General features: G+C 57.5%; 14 protein-coding genes. 6 read left to right on the plus strand and 8 right to left on the minus strand.

The window, feature by feature from the left end:
- The first annotated feature begins 12 nt into the window (after positions 1–12).
- On the plus strand, positions 13–822 hold the full coding sequence (gene proC, locus GGR27_RS03935; RefSeq protein WP_168036074.1) for a pyrroline-5-carboxylate reductase: 810 nt from the start codon (positions 13–15) through the stop codon (positions 820–822).
- A 128-nt stretch (positions 823–950) separates the two neighbouring features.
- On the plus strand, positions 951–2,315 hold the full coding sequence (locus GGR27_RS20370; protein ID WP_168036075.1) for an MATE family efflux transporter: 1,365 nt from the start codon (positions 951–953) through the stop codon (positions 2,313–2,315).
- 286 nt (positions 2,316–2,601) lie between these two features.
- Here GGR27_RS20370 and GGR27_RS03945 read toward each other — a convergent pair whose 3' ends face one another.
- The 3 genes from GGR27_RS03945 to GGR27_RS03955 form a co-directional block, all read right to left on the minus strand.
- Positions 2,602–3,684, minus strand: coding sequence for a T9SS type A sorting domain-containing protein (locus GGR27_RS03945; RefSeq protein WP_168036076.1), 1,083 nt, complete (start codon positions 3,682–3,684; stop codon positions 2,602–2,604).
- Positions 3,685–3,735: 51 nt separating this feature from the next.
- Entirely contained in the window at positions 3,736–4,407 is a 672-nt protein-coding gene (locus tag GGR27_RS03950) for a hypothetical protein (protein WP_168036077.1), read from the minus strand.
- Positions 4,408–4,656: 249 nt separating this feature from the next.
- Positions 4,657–5,127, minus strand: a complete 471-nt coding sequence (locus GGR27_RS03955; protein ID WP_168036398.1) for a ribonuclease H-like YkuK family protein — start codon at positions 5,125–5,127, stop codon at positions 4,657–4,659.
- An 814-nt stretch (positions 5,128–5,941) separates the two neighbouring features.
- Between GGR27_RS03955 and GGR27_RS03960 the strand changes: the two genes are divergently transcribed.
- The gene (locus GGR27_RS03960) at positions 5,942–8,614 is read left to right on the plus strand and encodes an AAA family ATPase (protein ID WP_168036078.1); all 2,673 of its coding nucleotides are present in this window, start codon (positions 5,942–5,944) and stop codon (positions 8,612–8,614) included.
- Between the two features lie 64 nt (positions 8,615–8,678).
- On the opposite strand, the gene GGR27_RS03965 is transcribed toward GGR27_RS03960, so the two are convergent.
- From GGR27_RS03965 to GGR27_RS03980, 4 genes are all read right to left on the minus strand, one after another.
- On the minus strand, positions 8,679–9,506 hold the full coding sequence (locus GGR27_RS03965) for a hypothetical protein (RefSeq protein ID WP_168036079.1): 828 nt from the start codon (positions 9,504–9,506) through the stop codon (positions 8,679–8,681).
- A gap of 184 nt (positions 9,507–9,690) precedes the next feature.
- The gene (locus tag GGR27_RS03970) at positions 9,691–10,782 is read right to left on the minus strand and encodes an endonuclease/exonuclease/phosphatase family protein (RefSeq protein WP_168036080.1); all 1,092 of its coding nucleotides are present in this window, start codon (positions 10,780–10,782) and stop codon (positions 9,691–9,693) included.
- Positions 10,783–10,929: 147 nt separating this feature from the next.
- Positions 10,930–12,159, minus strand: a complete 1,230-nt coding sequence (locus GGR27_RS03975) for a glycosyltransferase family 4 protein (RefSeq protein ID WP_168036081.1) — start codon at positions 12,157–12,159, stop codon at positions 10,930–10,932.
- Between the two features lie 192 nt (positions 12,160–12,351).
- Positions 12,352–14,202, minus strand: a complete 1,851-nt coding sequence (locus tag GGR27_RS03980) for a M1 family metallopeptidase (protein WP_168036082.1) — start codon at positions 14,200–14,202, stop codon at positions 12,352–12,354.
- A 316-nt stretch (positions 14,203–14,518) separates the two neighbouring features.
- On the opposite strand from GGR27_RS03980, the gene GGR27_RS03985 reads away from it, so the two are divergent.
- From GGR27_RS03985 to GGR27_RS03995, 3 genes are all read left to right on the plus strand, one after another.
- Positions 14,519–15,106, plus strand: a complete 588-nt coding sequence (locus GGR27_RS03985; protein WP_168036083.1) for a DUF6580 family putative transport protein — start codon at positions 14,519–14,521, stop codon at positions 15,104–15,106.
- Positions 15,107–15,115: 9 nt separating this feature from the next.
- Positions 15,116–15,913, plus strand: a complete 798-nt coding sequence (locus tag GGR27_RS03990) for a DUF481 domain-containing protein (protein WP_168036084.1) — start codon at positions 15,116–15,118, stop codon at positions 15,911–15,913.
- A 63-nt stretch (positions 15,914–15,976) separates the two neighbouring features.
- Positions 15,977–18,958, plus strand: a complete 2,982-nt coding sequence (locus GGR27_RS03995) for an aminotransferase class III-fold pyridoxal phosphate-dependent enzyme (protein ID WP_168036085.1) — start codon at positions 15,977–15,979, stop codon at positions 18,956–18,958.
- A 39-nt stretch (positions 18,959–18,997) separates the two neighbouring features.
- On the opposite strand, the gene GGR27_RS04000 is transcribed toward GGR27_RS03995, so the two are convergent.
- Positions 18,998–19,789, minus strand: a complete 792-nt coding sequence (locus GGR27_RS04000; protein ID WP_168036086.1) for a hypothetical protein — start codon at positions 19,787–19,789, stop codon at positions 18,998–19,000.
- Positions 19,790–19,810 lie beyond the last annotated feature (21 nt).

The following is a 19,810-nucleotide window of genomic DNA, read 5'->3' on the forward strand; positions in this document are numbered from 1 at the left end:
AAAGATCGATCCATGAAGATTCTCATCATCGGTGGCGGTAACATGGGCAAGACCTACGCCCGCAGTTTGCTCCGTGCCCACCTCGTGCGTAAGGAGGACTTAATGATTCTCGTGCGCAGCCCGGCAAAGGCCGACACCCTACGCACGGAAGACATCGGTACCGTACACCTCGACGCAGAAGCCTGTCTCGCAGCGGCCGACCTCATCATCCTCGCCGTCAAGCCACAGGACAGCGCCAAACTCTTTGCCGCCCTCCGTCCGTTCACCGATCCGCAACAGGTTTACTTATCCATCATGGCCGGCGTCACGGTCGCGACCATCCAGCGGGGCTTGGGGGTGGAGAAAATCATTCGCGCCATGCCGAACCTCCCCGCGCAAATCGGGCTGGGCATGACGAGTTTCACCGCGAGCGACGCCGTTACGCGCATCGAGCTCGTGCTGGTTCAGAACTTACTCAACACCACCGGGAAGGCCATCTACGTCAATACCGAGCACGCCATCGACGCCACCACGGCCATCTCCGGCAGCGGACCGGCCTACGTGCTCTACTTCATGCAGGCGATGATCGAAGCGGCCAGTGAAATGGGCTTTAGCCCCGGCGAGGCCGAACTGCTAGTGGCCCAAACCTTCCGCGGGGCCGTCGAGCTACAAATGAAAAACGACCTCACGTGCGCCGAGTGGATTAAGCGCGTTTCCAGTAAAGGCGGTACTACGGAGGCGGCCATGGCGGCGTTTGAGCAAACGAGCGTCTTTGAGGACATTAAGAGCGGCGCGCGGGCGGCTTTGGCGCGGGCGGAAGAGTTGGGGGGTAGGGGGAATTAGGCGGTAGGAAGAATTAGGCGGTAGGGAGACAGTCTAAGGTCTAGAGTCTGTGGTTACTTGCGATACTACTGGAGACCAGAGACTCCAGACCACAGACCAATCCCTTCCCTTCCCTACCTTAGCCCCCAGTGAAGTTAAGCACCTCCTACAAGGACATCTGGAAAGTTTCCCTCCCCATCATTATCGGGAGCGCCGCACAGAACGTGGTGGCGATGACGGATAGCATCTTCCTTTACTACCGCAGCGAGGATGATTTTGCCGCCATTGGCTTCGTCGCTACGTTCTACATCATCATCGCGGCCATTGGTTTTGGCTTCAGCCGTGGGGGGCAGATACTCATCGCGCGGCGGGCGGGGCAGCGTAAACCAAAGGAGGTGGGGACCGTATTTTACCACACGGTTTACTTCGAAGTGTTCCTTTCCGTCCTTATGTTCCTGTTCATGACCTACGGCGCCTACTGGCTTTTTGCCAGTCTGGTGGACTCGAACGTGATTTTCGACAAGGCGTTGGAGTATTTGGAGATGCGGAAGTGGGGTGTCTTTGCCAGCTACCTGGGCGTGGCGTGCATTGCCCTGTACACCGGTATCGCCCGCCCGGTCTTCGTGGTGGTGGATACGTTCATCCTCGCCGCTACGAACATCTTCTTCGACCGGGCGCTAATCTTCGGGCTGTACGGCTTCCCCGAAATGGGTATCGCGGGCGCGGGCCTGGCCAGTACGATTGCGGAGTACGTGGCCCTGCTTGTCTTTCTGATTTACATGGCGTTCGATAAGAAGAACCGGATTTACAACATCATCCGGTTACCGAAGTACAACCCGATCATCATTCGTGAGATCTTTAGCCTGTCGGTGCCGATCGTCGCCATGTCGGTGGTTGGTTTAGGCTCGGCGTTCGTGTTTTTTGGTTTGGTCGAGAACTTTGGCGAGCGGGCGCTGGCGGTGACGAACATCGTCCGGATTGCCTACCTGATTCTTTCCGTACCCGCGTGGGGCTTTTGTACGGGCATCAATACCCTGGCGAGCTACTTTATGGGCCGTGGGGAGCGGGGCAACGTACTGATCGTGCTGCGTAAGACCTCCTGGCTATGCCTGGGCCTCACTACCCTAATGATTCTGCCCCTACTCGCGTTTCCTAACCAGGTGCTCTACCCCATTCTCGGCGACGAGCGGGCCTACCTCATCGAGTTAGCCTACCCCGTTTTCTGGGTTTTGTGGGGCATTTTAGTCACGTTCAGTTTTGGCAGCATCTACTTCAACGGACTGATCGGAGCCGGGGAAACGAAACTGGCACTCAAGATTCAGAGCGCCACCGCGGCGCTTTACGTGGTGCTGATTTTCGTCGTGGTCCGGAGTTCGTGGGGCAACCTAGTACTGGCCTGGTCCGTCGAGATCATCTACTGGTTAGTTATTTTGATTGCTTCCCTTTACCATTTCAAACGCAAGGGTTGGTTTGATAATTCGCTCGATCGAACTGGTAAGGAGACTCCTAAATAAGTCGATCAGGACGTGAAGCCGGGTTCGGGAGACAACGATGCGGCGGAGCTATGATGGTGCTGGTCTGTAGAAACTGATGCAAATTAACCGTTTGATTCTTCAGAGATTTCGTGTCTGTTTACAGCAACACCCGCTGGATTGCGGACCAACTCTTTCGTGAAACGAAAAGGTTACGCCTCGGCTGAGTTGGTCGATTTTCACCCAAGTTCCGGTGAACGTAGCGCCACTATTAGGAACCCACCCGAAGCAAATATCTCGGCCCTTTGAGATAGTAAATACGTCGCCCCTAACGGCTTACGGAAAACTTTATCGCGTGCCCCATCTCGGAGCGTAAAAAGTAGATACCGTTCGTCATTCCGGCGGGCAGGTCCAGCCGGAAGCGGGCACCGTCGGTGATTACGCCACGCACCACCTCCCGCCCCGTGGCATCCGTAATGAGGAAAGCTCCTGGGTTGAGTCCATCCACGAAAACGTGATCACGGGCGGGGTTAGGAAATACGCTGGGGGCCGTTTCCGATACGGAACGAGTTAAACTGATGACGTCGGAATAGCTCTCCGAACCGTCCAGGTCAACCTGGCGCAGGCGGTAGAAAACTGTTTTTGTCGACCCTAGCTCCTGGTCCTCAAATTCGTAGTTAGACACGGTCGATGAATTTCCGGTGGCGACGACGGTTCCGATCTGGGCCCAGGCGCCAGCGGTATTTTGCCGCTGTACCGCAAAAAAGGCCGCACCGTCTTCGTTGGCTGTTTGCCAGTGAAGACGGGCGCTCTCGCCGTTCCAGCGGCCGGTGAAACTTAGCCACTCCACGGGGAGGCTGATAAAATCGAGCTCGGCGAACAGACTAGCGTTATCCGCTTGGTAGGCCCAGCCCGGTCCGGGTAACCGTGGGTCGGTAATCGCCCCCACGTAGCTCTGGCCACTCACCACACGGAAGCTGACATTTTCTACTGGGTCATACCCGTTTATTAGTTCGGTAGTCACCGTATTTTCCACAATGGCTCGTCCGGAGAAGGACCCCTCACTACCGTCGCCGACAAAGGTGAAGCGACCGTAGCCATCATTCACTGGCGGGCCAGCCAGTTGAAAGACCGTCTCGCCGCGCAGCGCCAATTCATCCGTCCATTCAATAAGGCCGCGCACGATTAGCGTCGAGCCAGCTTCCCCCGTGACGTTTCCGGCGAGTAGGTACCCCGCACCGTCACGCAGGGTCAGGTTTCCACCATCTTTAACCGTAAAATCTTGATCTTCGAGGTGCACAAACGAGTTATTCGTGATTACAAAGCTTCCCTCATCGCTAATGGTTACTTGCGCGGCCGCGGGTGCCGTGGAGAGTAAGAAAAGCAGGGTAAATGGGTGCAGAAATTTCACGGCAATTTATTTGTGAGGTTAGCGATGTAGCAGTGCTGGTGAAAAAGATGCTTAAAAGTCAAGTTCCTCGACCAAGAAGCCCCGAAAGGCTACCTGGAGGGATGTCTCACTCCCGTCAAGGGAGCTACTAATGATGATACTTTCTCCTTCCCGCGCAATGAGCAAAGGGTTGGACGAGTCGCCGGTAATGGGTGGAAAGGAATAGCTTGACCCCGTGTAGGTCGCAATCGCAGAGCGACGGCTCGGTAAAAAACTGTTACCCGCTCTCACCGTTACCGCCATGCGCTCGTCGTTCGCGGCGTCAGGATCGGAGTCCCAAACAGCAATATGCGTAACCAAAAAATAATGTCCACTCGGTACTCGCCTGAAACTGGTGGTGTCGGTGGAGTTCGCCGCGGATACCCTGAAAAACTCGCATTCTTCTCCGAAGAAAGCACCACTGATCACAACGTCCGTCACACCACCGTAGGCAACCGGTTTACTGGGCGCGGCCCCACTTTTCTCCAGGGAGAGCACCTTCCAATCCGTACCGTCGTAGCCTTCGAAGTCGCTCGTAGCGTCGTTGAACCGAATGGTGCCCCGGTCGGGCGCCGTGTTATCATCGGCCACCCGGAGTTTGCCCGCGACGTGGAGGGCCTGGGTGGGGGTATCGGTGTTTATGCCAACTTGGGCGGAAAGGGGGCTTAACAGTAGGATGAACAAGAGAAGGGTGAAATAGCGCATAACTGGAGTTGAGGGGTGTAATGATTCACGCCTTTATGCCAAGCTACCGCGCCGCGTTACACTCCGTGAGGAATTCTGTTGAAGAAATATCACAACTCCTAACCTACCGCCCGGTCCGGACCTTCCCCGGCTTCTTCCGTCCTTAACTGGCACCCGCGTCCGCGCCCACTGAAACCAAAGGCCATAAAAAATGGGGACAGGATTAGCTCCTGCCCCCAATATTTAGTCGTTTCATTTTGGATTAATCGCCTAGCAAACCTTGTCCGCGCAGGCGGAGGACGCAAACGCATCCGGCTTGGCCTTGAACACAAAGCCCATCCCGAGGATATATCCCATGGCTTCCTTGAGCGCCGTATTGGAAGCAAAGCTGGGGTCGGTGTTGATGTCGGCGTGGACTTCGAGTTCCACCTTGTGTTCGTCCAGGAGGTTGCAGAGTGCGTAGGCGATCTCCACGGAGCGCCCCACCTCGAGGATCATCCGCTCGCGAATGCTCATTTTCTGCACGCTTTTGTAATTGGCGATGTACATGAACCCACCACTTTTCTCCCGCAAGAAGACAATGACGGTTGCGAATTCGACGCTTTTGCCGCGTACCTGGCTATCCGTGCCGATACATACTTTGAGCCGGTGGCCGGCTGCTTTCTCGCGGACGAGCGTCCTGGCGACGGCCTCGACGATGTCTCCTTCGATGGTGCGGCCATCCAGGCGGCGCCAGCGCATTTCGGTGAGGGCGGTTTGATTCATGATGATCGTTGATTATTGCGGGGTAAGGTGGTTACTTGAGCAAGTTAATACTCAAGTGGCCAATTTTAGTTGCACTTAGCGGGCTCCGAACCTTATTTAATGTTGACTCAAGCGAATTGTGCAACGCGGACAACGTTTGACCGCCTTATGTTGGTTAGGGACTCATCTACCGAAAATAGCCTTTACAGCATAAATACGGTGCACGAAATACTGCGCGGCAAATCACAAAAACGTAGGTGAAAGGTGCTTAGGCACAGCAGAAAAGAGTTCTTCCGTGCTTTTGTGTTTGTGTGGCAAAAATCTGCGCAACATCAGTTACGGACCTCAACCCAACGCAGGACCATCCTGGCTATCTAACCACTTCTCTTCCGGTAGCCGACCCCGCACCCCCGATAGCTATCGGGGGACCGCGCCCGTAATAATCCTGCTATGCGCACGCTCCATAAATCAGGCATTTGTGTAGCTGCCGACATTAGCTAAGGCCGGAGGCATTTCTACGCCGTATTTCACCCGTGGTCCCGCAACCAATAGTAAGCGGCCTAGTTAAACCCACGACCGTCGAACTTGGCTGCGGCATAGCTCCCGCCGCAGCCAAGTTTAGATAGGTGGTTTTGTGGTGCGCTGGACTTTTCCGGCGTGCCTTTTTTTGTACCTTGTATTTACGGAATGGGACGAACTGCGCCCACCACCATTGCGCCTGAATAATCTACTTCAAAAAAATAATAGCTCGGCAAGCCTAACGCCCTAACGATCAGGGTCCGGGCCTGCTTTCACTCTTCATACTTTACTCATGCGCAGCGGACAAGAATTACGGTTGCCGGAAAGCACCTATAAGTTCAAGGAACTTAAGGCCTACAACTCTACGGAGTACTTATGGGAAAACGTGAAGAAGTACCGCCAAGTCTTTGATCGTTTCGAAACAGCCTACATCTACGCCGAACTGTCCCTTTACAACAAAGCCTTCGACCTCCAGGACTGGTCGCTGAAAGTGGAGTTGAAGTGCTATTTGGTGGAAAACGGCGACCCGACGGAAATTTGTAGCCTCACCATTGAAAAAGAGGTCAGCAAATTCGACCACCTCATTTATCTGCGGGAAGGTTGGGGAAATAAACGCGCCGGTACGTTCTGGAAAAAAGGAACTTATTACTGGGACGCCTACGTCAACGGCACCAAGATCGGCACTAAATATTTCTACGTCATCGAGCCCAACGATCAGGCGCTCGACGAGGGCGAACTCGAGTGGCTCAACGTCGAAGCCGCCCACAAGTACCTCGAGCTGAAGACCGTGCGCCTCTACGAAGGGCCTTACGACGACGTCCTGGAAGCCGACCGCGTGTACCTCAAGGAGTTCTCCGTCAAGGAAACCCGTTACATCTACGCCGAGCTGACCTTCGAGAACCTACAACCGCAGGAAGACTGGCACTTCGAACTATTCACCCGCTTCCAGAACGAGGCGCGGGAGCTAAAGGGTCAGATCGTCCGCCTGCAACAAATCAAGAAAGGCCAGACGACGGTTGTCATCACCGCCGGCTGGGGTGCGGCCAATCCGCACCTGTGGTGGTCGGATAATTACACGGCGAACATCGTTTTTCTCGACCGCTTGCTCGTCAGCATTCCCTTCATCGTCGATGACGACGTAGCGGTGCCCGGTTACCCGGAGGTTCTCCTTCCCGGCGAGGACAAAGCGCGCGTCCTGGCCCCCACGGAGGAGGTCGAAGAAAGCTTTGAAAACATCATGGCCCGCCTCGATGCCCTGACGGGCCTCCAGGCCGTCAAGCAAAAAATTCGGGAGCACTCCGTCTACATTCGTTTTCTCCAACTACGGCAGCAGCGCGGCTTTACGATGGACAAGGGCATCGACGTTCACGCCGTATTCAGTGGGAACCCGGGGACGGGAAAAACCACCGTAGCGCGCATGATCGGCCACCTGTACCACAAGATGGGGTTGCTGAGTAAAGGCCATACGGTCGTGGCGGACCGCGTCGACCTGGTGGGTGAATACATCGGGCAAACGGCCCCGAAAACGAAAGAGATACTCGAAAGGGCCCGCGGCGGGGTCCTGTTCATCGACGAAGCTTATTCCCTATCGCGCACCAACGACGATGGAAAAGACTTTGGCCGGGAGGTCATCGAGATGCTGGTCAAGGAGATGTCGAGCGGGAACGGTGATTTAGCCGTCATCGTGGCGGGCTACCCCGATGAAATGAAGCGATTTTTGGGTAGCAATTCCGGCCTGAAGTCTCGGTTCAAACACCACTATGACTTTCGCGACTTCATCCCACAGGAGCTCAACGCCATCGCAACCTACGCCGCCGAGCAGCAGGGGGTTGACTACGCCATTGCCGCACGCGCCCGCCTTGAGGAAGTAATCGTCAAAGCTTACCGCGAGCGCGACAAGACTTTCGGTAACGCCCGCTTCGTGCACGACTTGGTGGAAAAGACAAAAATCCGCATGGCACTGCGGCTGATGAATGACGAGATGATCAAGGTAGAAGACCGACCAGCAGCAGAACTGAGCGTTATCTCGCTTGAGGACGTCGAGTCCATCGACCTCCTACAGCAAAGGGAACGCCCGGCCATCCCCATCAACGAACCTCTACTGACCGAAACGATCGGCGAACTGGACGCCCTCGTCGGTATGGAGAACGTCAAGACGCAAATCAAGGAACTCATCAGCCTCGTCCGGTACTACCGCACGATCGGGCGCGACGTCCTGAACGCTTTTCACTTGCACACCGTCCTGATCGGTAACCCCGGTACCGGCAAAACGACCATCGCGCGCCTACTGGCTAAGCTCTACAACGCCCTCGGCATCCTGGAACGCGGCCACATCGTAGAAACGGACCGTCAGGGGATGGTGGCCGGCTACGTCGGGCAAACGGCCGAAAAGACAAGTAAAAAAATCGAAGAGGCACTCGGCGGCGTCCTGTTCATCGACGAGGCTTACGCCCTCGCGCAGCCGGGGACGCACCAGGGTGACTTCGGTACCGAAGCCATCCAAACGCTGCTGAAGCAGATGGAAGACAAGCGTGGTGAATTTTTCGTCGCAGTAGCTGGCTACCCGGACAACATGGACGATTTCCTCAAAGCCAACCCCGGGCTCAACAGTCGTTTCGACAAAATTTTGCGTTTCGAAGATTACAGCCCCACGGAGCTTTCCCTGATTGCCGTGTCATTATTCGCCAAGAAAGAGGCGACCCTGGACGAACCCGCACGGGAGTACTTCGACAAGTACCTCCGGTTCATTCACGAGTACCGCGATAGTTTCTTCGGCAACGCCCGCACGGTGCGTCAACTGGTGAGCAACGTGCTCCACCGCCGCGACCTACGGGTTGCGGCGCTCAACCAACCAGTCGAAGAGTCAGCTATCACGGAGCCCATCGTGGTGACGCTCGCGGACGTTGAGCACTTGAAGCTAGATCCGAAAGAATTGTCCATCCAACGGAAGCGGATCGGGTTCTAGATCTGCTGGATGCTCCAAGTCTTGCTAACCAAACCCGGAGGCTCACGGCAGAAGGCGATTTACCTTAAAGTTCCGTAAATATCTCATCATCCATCCGCCGTGGCACATCGATGCCCGACAACTGGAAACGGCCACCCCGGTCGCCGGAAAGCATGAGGCCACCGCGGGGCTCGTACCCTTGCCACGGCGTCTGCATGGCGGGTTCTTCGTCGGCCGTGTCGCGGTAGAACGCCCAGTGATTGATGGCGTACGTCTCCTGATCGACGTAAAGGCGGTAACGATTCTGGGGCGTATCTCCCACCCCCGCAAAGGTTTGATCGATTACGTAGGACGGGCGGTTGGCGGATGAGTCAGCAGCCACCTCGGGCAACAACTTGAGGGTTACGCCGTCGTCCAGTAGTTTGAACTGCTGCACGAGCCAGTAGCTGTCGTTGATGAACATCGATTTGGCCCGGGCGAGGCCCTCCGCCAGTTGCTCGGGGTCCGTCACCGCTACGCCGTTCACGCTCATCTTACCGGTCAGGGGTTCTTCGCCGTAGTTCACTAGGTAAACCGTACTGTCTTTGGCCGACTCGATACGGACGCGTTCGTCGAGCTTGTCCCAGTGCAGGGTGCGCGCGCCGAAGAAATTCCAGGTAAAGTAGCGCGTGTTATCGTAGGTCTCCCGGCCGCCGTGGTACTTGACGAGGCTATCCACGATTCGAATGGCCTCGGCGTCGCTTCCGGCTAGGTCGAAATTGGGGGCGGGTGGGTTTTCGGCTTCGTATATTCTGAACCCGATGGCTTCTTCCACGTCAGTCACCACGTCCTGGCCGATCGTTTCGTTATCGGGGGCGCTGCCGCAGGTGCAGAGGAGGATGGGTAGGAGCGGGAGGAGTAGGTATTTGATCATTGCTTGATTGTTGGTTGTGGTTTTGCTGGTAGGCTAGTAGGCTAGTAGGCTGGTAGGCGGTAGGCGGTAGGCGGTAGGCGGTAGGCGGTAGGCGAGAATTGCGCGTGATGGTGTGGGTTCGGTGCTATTGTGTTTTTGTGTTTTTGTGGCTAAAATATCTCTTCGTGCTTCCGCGGGTGGGTGCTTAGTCGAGCAGATCCACCTCCAGGTATACCGGCTGGTGGTCACTATGTTTGAAGCCCATCTCCAACCCTTTCACCTGCTTGATGCGCAGATTCGGGCTGAGCAGGTAGAAGTCAATTACCGAGCGGCGGGTGCGGTGGCTGTCGTAGGGGATTTCGCTGTTCCGCACGGTAGCCGTCGTCGGGTCGTAAGCGTATTTCCAGCCGGGCGGCATGAAGTCGAAGGGAACGGCCTGGGGGAGTTGTACTTTTTTGACGACCGGGTTGAGGGTAAACCAGTTGTAGCCGGGCGGGATCTGGTTCCAGTCGCCCCCGACCACGACGTAGTTACCAGCTTCATAATCCGCCAGGGCGGCTTGCCGGAGGGCACTCATTTGTTGCAGGCGTACGCCACCGTCCTTGTCGTAGGCGGAAAGGTGAATGTTGTAGACCACCACGGACTTACCGTTGGCGGTGGGAAATGCTTGTCGCAGGGCGCAACGGTCGAGTTGAAACAACTTCGTCGGCCAGGGAAATTCACCCGGGAGGGGAATCCGCTCGGACGTCCGCGGCGTAAAGCGGCTCGTGCTGACTAAGCCGCCAGTAACGGCACCGTAGTGGTCCCAGGGCTGGAAAATCGGCAAGGGTACGCGCGTACTTTTGAAGTTAGGGGCGAAGGCCGTCGTGTAACCGGCCCGGGCGGCCCGCACGGTGTCTAATTCGTTGAGGTAGTGGCTGCGGCGGGCGGCGGTATCGACTTCCTGAAGTAAGAAAAAATCACTGAGGGAATTCCCGACCACCAGCCGCTGGCCGGCAACGTTAGCGGTAACGCGCGCTTCGCTCATGCGGACCGTACCGAGGTCCGTCCAAAAAAAGTCTCCCTTGTTGTAGAAAAAAAAGTCGGCGTCCCCCAGCCCGCCGTAGCCCACGTTCCAGGTGATGAAGCGCAGCACGGAATCCTGAATAACCGGTTCGCTACTTTTTCCCACCCATACGTCCGCGGGCTCTACTTCCGTCGGGTGCCAATCGGTGAGCGTACCGAGCAGAAGAATGCCACCCACGTAAAGCAGCACCGCGGCAATCAACCAGACCAAGATTTTACGAGCCTTCTTCATGGGGCGAAGGTACGATGGTGGGCAATTACCATTTGGTGCGGGCGGATTAACTCCACTCTTCCGCGATCCCCCCGGCACCCGCGACCGCGCAACTAATTCCGTATTAAGCCGGGGCGGCAACCATCAAAAGCTGCAAGTGCGGGCGACTTACTTCAAGTCCCCCTCGGCGATGCGATCGACGACAAGCCGCTCGTAACGGCTCACTAATTTTTCGGCCAGGGTGTTCCGATCGTACTTCTTATAAAAGCGCGTCGCGGCGGCTCGCCCGATCCGCTCCAGTTTACGGCCCCTGCGCAGGCAGTCGGCGATGCACTCCGCGAACTGCCCGGGGGTGTCGGCCACGAAGACGTCGCGGCGGTGTTTGGCGTCGATCCCTTCGAGGCCAATGGAGCTCGAAATCACCACCCGGCCCAGCGACATGGCTTCCAGGATTTTAGCCCGCATTCCGCCGCCACTCAGCAGGGGCACGACGCTCACGCTGTGGCTCGACACGAAGTCACAACTACTCTCTACCTCACCGTGAATGATCACGTTGCGCAACCGCAACTGGCTGATCGAAGCCGGCATGTTGCGCCCGGCTACGTGAAACTCCAACACCGGAAAGCGGCGGTGCAGCGTGGGCCACACGTCGTTGAGAAACCACTGCAAGCCTTCCAGATTCGGTAGCCAGTCCAGCGAGCCGATGAAGTGGATGCTGAGTGGGCTTTGGTAGCTATCGTAGTTCGGGTCGCCACAGATGGTGTCCAGACCGATCGGCAAAACGTGGCTCTCGCCCCGGAAGCCGAGGTTACGGAAGTGCTGCTCGTCGCGCTTCGTGATCGGTAACAAAAGATCGTACTGATTGAGCTGCTCGCACTCGTACTGCCGCAACTGCTCGGTGAGGTGGCGCACGTACCAGCGCTTGGGCGCGAACGACATATTGGCCGCACAGCGCTCCCATATTTCGTGCTCGACGTTGTGGGAGCGCATGACGACCTGCGCGTCGCTGTGCTGACGGATCGTCGTGATGTAGGGCGCGAGGTAAAGCGTTTCCAACTGGATGACGTCGAAGGATTCGGCGCGCAACCACTCCGCCAGGGCCTCGTGGTATTCCGGCTTGTCGAACCGGCTGATGTGGTAGGACTTACGGCGGAGCAAGTTGCCGAGTGCGGCGAGCGCGCTGATTTCATTATCGACGGCCACCGTGCGTACTTCCCGGTAGTGCAACATGGCTTCCGGTAGCTCCGACCCGGCGTAGAAGTGCTTGCTGGTGTTCATCGTCAGCAGGCTTACCTCGTTCCCTAATTCGGAAAGACTCTTACCCAGGCCGTGAATTGCCTGGCTCTCGCCGTCTTTCAGTGGGTAAGGAAATTTTTTGGTGAGTAGTAAAATCTTCATACGTGGGAAAAGCAAATAGGGTGCGGCGAAATAACGAAGGGGAGACACGAAAAACGAATTTTTCGTGGCTCCCCCAGTACATTTAATTTCTCCGTAACGTTAACGGCCACTACCAAATCAGGCCTCGGTAAAGCCCGCCGCCCAGACTTATTCAAATCCCGTGATCGTCATATTTAGCTATCCGTTAGCGTCTTAGTCGTTCCAAACATTGTTCTCAACGTCGTCCTCGTACATCCTACCGGTGGGGTTGATCTCCACCCGTTCGATGTCTCCTTTGGGGTAATCCACGCGGAATTCATAGGTTGGGTTCGTCCAGGGCCAGTCTTCCAGCACCGTCCAGTTAGCTGCGTACGCGGGCTTTTTCTTGGTGCCCCGCATGATTTGTGGTGCGGTGTAGTACCACATCTCGGAACCGTCTTTCTTCGTCACCTTGATTTCGAGCGGCATCGGCATACGGCCCTTCTTTTCCAGTTGGATGATGGCCGCGCCTTCTTCGCCGTCAACGTCCTTCATCACGTAGTCGGGGTAATTCGTGCTGTTTACCCAATACTCTTTGTACCAGTCGAGTTCCAGGCCGCTGCATTTTTCGGCCACCCGGATGAAGTCGTTGGGGTTCGGATGCTTGAACCGCCAGTCGTAGTAGTAACGTTTCATCGTGCACTCAAAATCCTCTTCCCCGACGATGTAGCGGAGCTGCTCCAAAAAGACGCTGCCGTTAACGTAGCTGGCCACGCCGTAAGCGGCGTTGGTCGCGTAGTGGTCGGAGTGGGTACTGAGGGGTTCCTGCATGCCGGAGCCGCGGAAACCGCGCAGGCTGCTGTAAGTACCGGCGTGCGGGTTGTCGGTTGGCTCCAGCTCACCGAGCAGACCTTTAGTCTTTAGGTGGTTCATCACTTCGTTACTCGCCCAGCTGGTGAAACCTTCGTCCATCCAGGGGTGGAGGGCCTCGTTCGTACCCATCATCGCCTGGTACCAAGAATGCATTAACTCGTGAACGGAGACGCCGACGAGGCTCGGAAAACTGCGCTCGCCGGTGATCAAGGTCGCCATGGAATATTCCATACCGCCGTCGCCACCCTGGATGAAGCTGTACTGATCGTAGGGGTACTGACCGTAGTGTTCGTTGATGAAGCCGAAAGCTTCGTCCATGACGCGGGGCAGATTTTCCCAGTTAGTGGTGGTCTTTTCGCCGGGTTGGACGAAGAAATTCATCGTCATGCCGTCCGCCCGCTGCAACGAGGTGTGTACGTAGTCGGGGTCGGCGGCCCACATGAAGTCGCCGACGTTGGGAGCCTTGAAGTGGTAGCTGATCGTGCGCGGGCGTCGCTTGGGGTCGGGTGCGTAGCCGTAGCCGATCTCCGCGGGGTTCTGGAGGTAGCCGGTGCCGCCGACTACGTAGTCGCGGTCAATGTTGATCGTCACGTCGAAGTCGCCCCAGACGCTGTAGAACTCGCGGCCGACGTAGGGATTGGCGTGCCAGCCCTGGTAATCGTATTCCGCCATTTTCGGGTACCACTGGGCCATGCTGTACTCGATTCCTTCTTTGTTATCGCGGCCGGAGCGGCGAACCTGGAGGGGCACCTGTGCGTCCCAAGTCATCGCGAAAGTAGCGCTGGTGTTGGGTAGGATCGGCTCGGCGAGTTCTACTTCGAGGACCGTGCCGACGGTTTCGTGGCGCACTTCTTTACCGTTCTGCGTTAGGCTGCCTACTTTGATGTAGCCAACTTCCTCCGGCGTGAGTTGGCTGATCCGCTCGGCAACGCGGGCGTCGGCGTCGGGCAGGGTCAGGTTGCGCACGTCCATCATGCTACCGGGCTGAAATGCGTTGAAGTAGAGGTGGTAGAACACGCGGTTGAGCGTGTCGGGGGAGTTGTTCGTGTAGACGAGGTCCTGGGTTCCGGCGTACTGGTTGGTCTTGACGTCCATATCGACGGTCATCGTGTAGTCGACGGCTTGCTGCCAGCGGTCGGGCTGGGCCAGCAGGGGCGCGGAAAGACTGGTGAGCAGCAGGCAGGCGACGAAGGTGGTGAAGTGTACTTTCATTTGTTTTTGGTAAAGTCTATTGGTTTTTTGCCGCGGACGCGGGTGCGGGGTATTTGCGGGATGCGAGCGATGCTCGATCCGGCCCGTCCCGATGGTTCGTATTCGAGATCAGGGTCGGCTCGCTACCCCGGTTAATAAGTCCTGAGGTGGCGGGAAGGTTCTGTTAGCCACCGTTACCGAATCGTTAGCCTCCGTCGTTTAATCGCTGACGTAGCGAGAAACCAAACGACGTAAACAATTCTTAGCGGCTACCGCTTTGCGATGGCAAGCGCCGTAGCTGTACCTTTGCCCCTTCAGCGCAATACCCATCATCGCCATGATCAAAGCTACCCGCCAGCACCTTCCCCTCGTCATCGTCCTCATCGTCGTAGCCGCCGCCGCGCGTCTGCTGCCCCACCCGCCGAACTTCGTGCCGACGGGTGCCATGGCTATTTTCGGTGCGGCTGCCCTACCGAAGCGGTGGTTGATGTTCCTGGTGCCCCTGGTGGCGTTTTACGTTTCCGACCTGGCGCTGAATAACCTCGTTTACGCGGAGTATTTCGAAGGCTTGTACTTCGGTATTTCACCGTTCGTTTACTTGGGTTTGGGGTTGATGATCCTGGTCGGTGCGGGCTTGTTGCGGAACCAAACCTTTAGCTGGTTGCGGATTGGCGGGGCGGCCGTTGGCGCGACGCTCGTTTTTTTCCTCGTCAGTAACTTCGGCGTCTGGGTGGGCGGACTGATGTACCCCAAGACGGCCGCGGGACTCCTCTCCGCCTACGTAGCCGGGCTACCCTTCTTGCTTAATAGCCTACTGGCCAACCTGGTCTTCAGCGGTGCGCTGTTCGGCGTCAGCAAGGCGGTGGGTATTTTTAAGGAAGAGCGGGAAGGCACACTGGCCTACGAACGGGCGACGCGTAAATAACTTTTCGGTTTGGTACCAACTACAACATCTTCCCGGCGGCTGACCGCCTGGTCCACTTTGCTCTTCCTGTGTTTCGTTTGCACCGGCGTCCGCGCCCAAATCGTGAACATCGAGGACAAACGCCGCACGATCGACACCATCGGTTGGAAGGGGCAAATCGACCTCGGGGGAACGCTCACCAAGAACAGCAACACCGTGACCACGCTGCAGGGAGGCCTGCGGCTCGACCGGCTGGGTAGGAAAGCTAACGTACTGATGCTCGCTGACTACCGCCTCGTGCAGGTAAGTGGCGACGACGCGGCCGTGAACGCCGGCTTTTTGCACCTCCGTTACGGATACGAACCCAAGGACAAGTGGCGCTGGGAGAGTTTCACCCAGGTACAGTACAACGAGCAACTACGACTGACGGCCCGCTACCTGATCGGGACTGGCGTGCGGCGGCGACTCTACAAAAGCGACAATGGTAAGTACCGCTCTTATTTTGGCCTGCTGTACATGTTCGAGTACAATGAACTGAGTAAGTCTGACATCATCTACCGCGACCACCGCCTTAGTACTTACGTCACCCTAAATTTTCCGCTGGGCAAGAACGCGCGTGTTTCCAACACCACCTACTTTCAGCCCCGGCTGCCCGATTTCTCTGTCCCGCGAATTTCAACCATCACGGCCCTACAGGTTGGCATCACCCGCCGCCTCGCCGTGACGAGTAATTTTTCCCTCACGTACGACAGGCGCGTTAATCGCGATCTGCCGGACGTCCCCGCCACCATCTACACCTGGGTAAACGGTCTGCGCTTCGCCTTCTAGCCGATTTATAAAATTGGCAGGATTGAGGGACCCGAGTGCACCCCGCGCAGTATTTTGCGCACCATGGACCCCGCCGCACTACTCCGCTACGCCAACGAGCACCTACCAGACCACCTTACCGAGATTCGTCCGCTGGCGGGGGAGGTGGCGACCAGCTTTTACGCCGGGGGCGGTGCCAGCGCGTACAAAATCAAGGTTTACCCCGCCGATTACGACTCTGAGCGCTTGTTGCTGGAAACGGAGATAGTCCGGCACCTTGCGGGGAAGCAACTGCCTTTCGCCACCCCACGAATCGTCCACGAAGGCCGGCTGGCTGGCGGTGCCGCGGTACTCATCTTGCCCTGGCACGCCGGGCGGACGCTCGACGAACTCCGCCCCCTGACCAAGGAACTACGTCAAAACTGGGGCCGGGCGGTCGCTCAACTGAATAATGCCCTTAGGGATGCTCCGATAACCAAAGCACTGCACACGTACGCGTGGAACCCCAGCGAAACCTTGCAGCACCGCGCACTGAGTAAATATTTTAGTGCGGAGCAGAAGATCCTGGCGGACAGCGCCTGGGATCATTTCGAGCGTGATACGCTTCCTCACCTGGCGGCGCTGCCCAGGGGATTAAATTACAATGACGGGCACGGCGCCAACGTGCTGGCCGACGAGAAAGGAACAATCACGGCCGTGTTTGATTTCGCCGACGTGGTTTTCACCGAGCGGCTGAACGAACTGGCCATCGCCTGCGCCTACGCCGCCATGGATGTGCCCGACCCCATCGGCGCGATGGCTGATCTCATCACGCTGTACGCTGAACACCAGCCCATTAATCACCCTGAGCACCTACTCAATTTAGTGCGGGCCCGGTTGCTCATCACCGTAAGTCTGGCCGCGCGGCGGGCGGTCACGGAACCGGAAAATCTGTACCACCAGGTGAGTGCCGCACCGGCCTGGTCCCTGCTCGAGCGGTTGGACGAGGTCCATCCAAGTTTCGCTACGGCGGTGTTTCGTACCGCCGCGGGCCACGCCGCGCCGGGGCTGATCGACTGGAAGCGGCTCGCGCCCGTTTCACCGGTCAACTTGGTCGGAAAATCGCTACTCAAGTTGGACCTCTCGGTGGGTAGTTTACAGCTGGGCCTGAACCGAAATTTTGAGGACCTGCCGCGGTTCACGCGCCACGTGAGCAATCTACTGGCCGACAATGGGGCGGACTTCGCCTACGGTGGCTACGGCGAGACGCGCCCCGTCTACACCACGGATGCTTTCGCCCAGACGGGTAACGACGGCCCCCGCTGGCGCACCGTCCACCTCGGCTTGGATATCTGGGGGCCGGTGGGGACGGCCATTGTCGCACCACTCGACGGCTACGTACACAGCACCCACGTCGACCCAGCACCGGGTAGCTACGGCCCCACGATTATCCTCGAACACGAATTACCGGACGGCGGCCGACTCTACACCCTGTACGGGCACCTTGCCGTGCGGGACGTAAACGACCTTAGGTCACTAGCTCAGCAGGGGGCACCCCGACAAAGTTCGGGAGTAGCTTACGCGTCGCGGACGCGGGTGCGGAGGGGTGACCAAATAGCTACGTTCGGACGGCCGGAAGAGAACGGTGGCTGGCCGCCTCACCTGCACTTCCAGGTCATGACCGATATGCTGGGTCTGCGGGGAGACTTTCCCGGGGTCGCGTTTCCGGAGGAAGCCGAGGCCATGTTGAGCCTCTGCCCCAGTCCGCTGGCTGTTTTTAACTTACCGCCGCCCCTAATTGCCAGTAACCAAGTCAATTTATCGGAGCGCCGCGCCGCAACTTTGGGTAAGTCTTTGTCCGTAAGCTACGCTGCACCCCTGCACATCGTCCGGGGCGCGGGCCAGTATCTCTACGACCAGACCGGTCGCCGCTACCTCGACACGGTCAACAACGTTGCGCACGTAGGCCACGAACACCCGAAAGTCGTGGAAGCTATTCAGCGGCAGGCGGCCGTGCTCAATACCAACTCACGCTACCTGCACGACAACATCCTCCAACTCGCCGAGGAGCTGACCGCTACTTTGCCGCCGGAATTGTCCGTCGTGCACTTCGTCAACTCCGGCAGCGAAGCAAATGATTTAGCACTGAGGATGTGCGCAGCCTGGTCCGGCTCGCCAAACGTGCTAGCCGTCGAGACGGGCTACCACGGCCATACCGAGCGGTTGATTGGCGTTAGTTCCTATAAGTTCAACGGCAAAGGCGGCCGGGGGGCACCCGGGACGACGGACCTCCTGCCGCTTCCCGATGTACGTACGGGTCTCCACCGAGACCCCGCCGGGGCGGGGCGCAAATACGGTGACCTAGCCCAGCGATTTATCGCAGCTCGGTCGGCCAGTGGTGAATCGATCGGTAGCTTCATCGCGGAGAGCATCCTGAGCTGCGGCGGTCAGATCGTGTTGCCGGATGATTACTTAGCGACCGTGTACGCCCACGTCCGGGAGCAGGGCGGCCTGTGTATTGCCGATGAAGTCCAGACCGGTTTGGGGCGGGTCGGTAGCCACTGGTGGGGTTTCGAACTACAGGGCGTAGTGCCCGACATCGTCACGGTCGGCAAACCCTTCGGGAACGGCCACCCACTCGCGGCCGTGGTGTGTACGCCCCGCGTCGCGGAGGCCTTTGCCAACGGGATGGAGTATTTCAATACGTTTGGCGGCAACCCGGTAAGTTGCGCGGCGGGGCTGGCCGTGCTGGCGGTCGTGCGGGAAGAAGGTTTGCTGGAAAAAGCGCTTACCACCGGTAACTACTTGAAGCAACTCTTCAGGGAGTTACGGGACGTACACCCATTAATTACGGACGTACGCGGCGCGGGTCTTTTTCTGGGCTTTGAGCTAGAAACCGACGCGGGCCACCCGGCCACCAAGCAGGCAGCTTACCTAAAGAACCAGATGCGGGAATTGGGCTTCCTGATGAGTACGGACGGACCCCACGAAAACGTACTGAAGGTAAAACCACCCATGTGCTTCACGCCCGCCAACGGTGATTTACTGGCTCACTACCTCGACCGTGTTTTAAAGAAATTGGCCTGACCCTATCGAATTTGCGGCAGCCACCTTCGTTCCGGTGCCCTACCCCATCGCCCGTTCCAGTTTACTTAGATACTGGCTGCTGGTCTCCTTCAAGTAGATGCCCAGGCCGATGGCCGTCTTGTCCAACAGGTTGACGTCGAAAAATTCGTAATCAAAACCGTGTTCCCGGCCCGTGGTCAACGCTTCCCGCTTCCGACCGATCAACTCGTATTCCGAGGCACTGATGTTGTTCGTACCGCCCGCGTTGACGTAGTACTTCATGCGGCGTTCCGTGTCTTTTAGCCCGACGGCGAGGATGTTTAGGTGATCGTGAGCGTCCCCCAGCACGCGCCGCTGGAGGTTGATACCGTCCATCGCCAGCGTTAAGTCCGACTTAACTTGCCGCTCCGACTTTTCTACGGAGTGGTAATGCTCATCGATGTCACGGTTGAATTGCTTGACGGTATTTAGGTGTAGCTCCGCTAAGCCCCGCATAGGCTCCACGATGAGGCGAAATTTTTGTTCTTGCAGTTCGTGGTACTGCCGTTCGCCGGCTAGCGATCCGCGATCCTGGGGGTCATCCACCACGAAAAAGAGCCGGGCCACCCGGTTACTGACTTCGTGGTCGGGCACTCGCAACTCGCTGAGTAGCTTGCCGAAGCCCGCCGCTCGCCCGTTGAACTGCTGAATGGCGGTCAGAATCTCGTCGAGCGCTTCCGGACCGGTGTGCTGAAATCTGGGGTCGTCCAAATCGATGGACGACTTGAAGCCGGCGGCTTGTTGGGAGGCGGGCGCATCCCGTTTTTTATCATCATCGTCGGCGTCAAAGAGATCGTCGTAAGGATTTGGCATGGGCGTAGGTTAACCGGGCGG

Origin of the sequence: Neolewinella antarctica (assembly GCF_011927835.1) — a bacterium.
GTDB classification, from domain to species: domain Bacteria; phylum Bacteroidota; class Bacteroidia; order Chitinophagales; family Saprospiraceae; genus Neolewinella; species Neolewinella antarctica.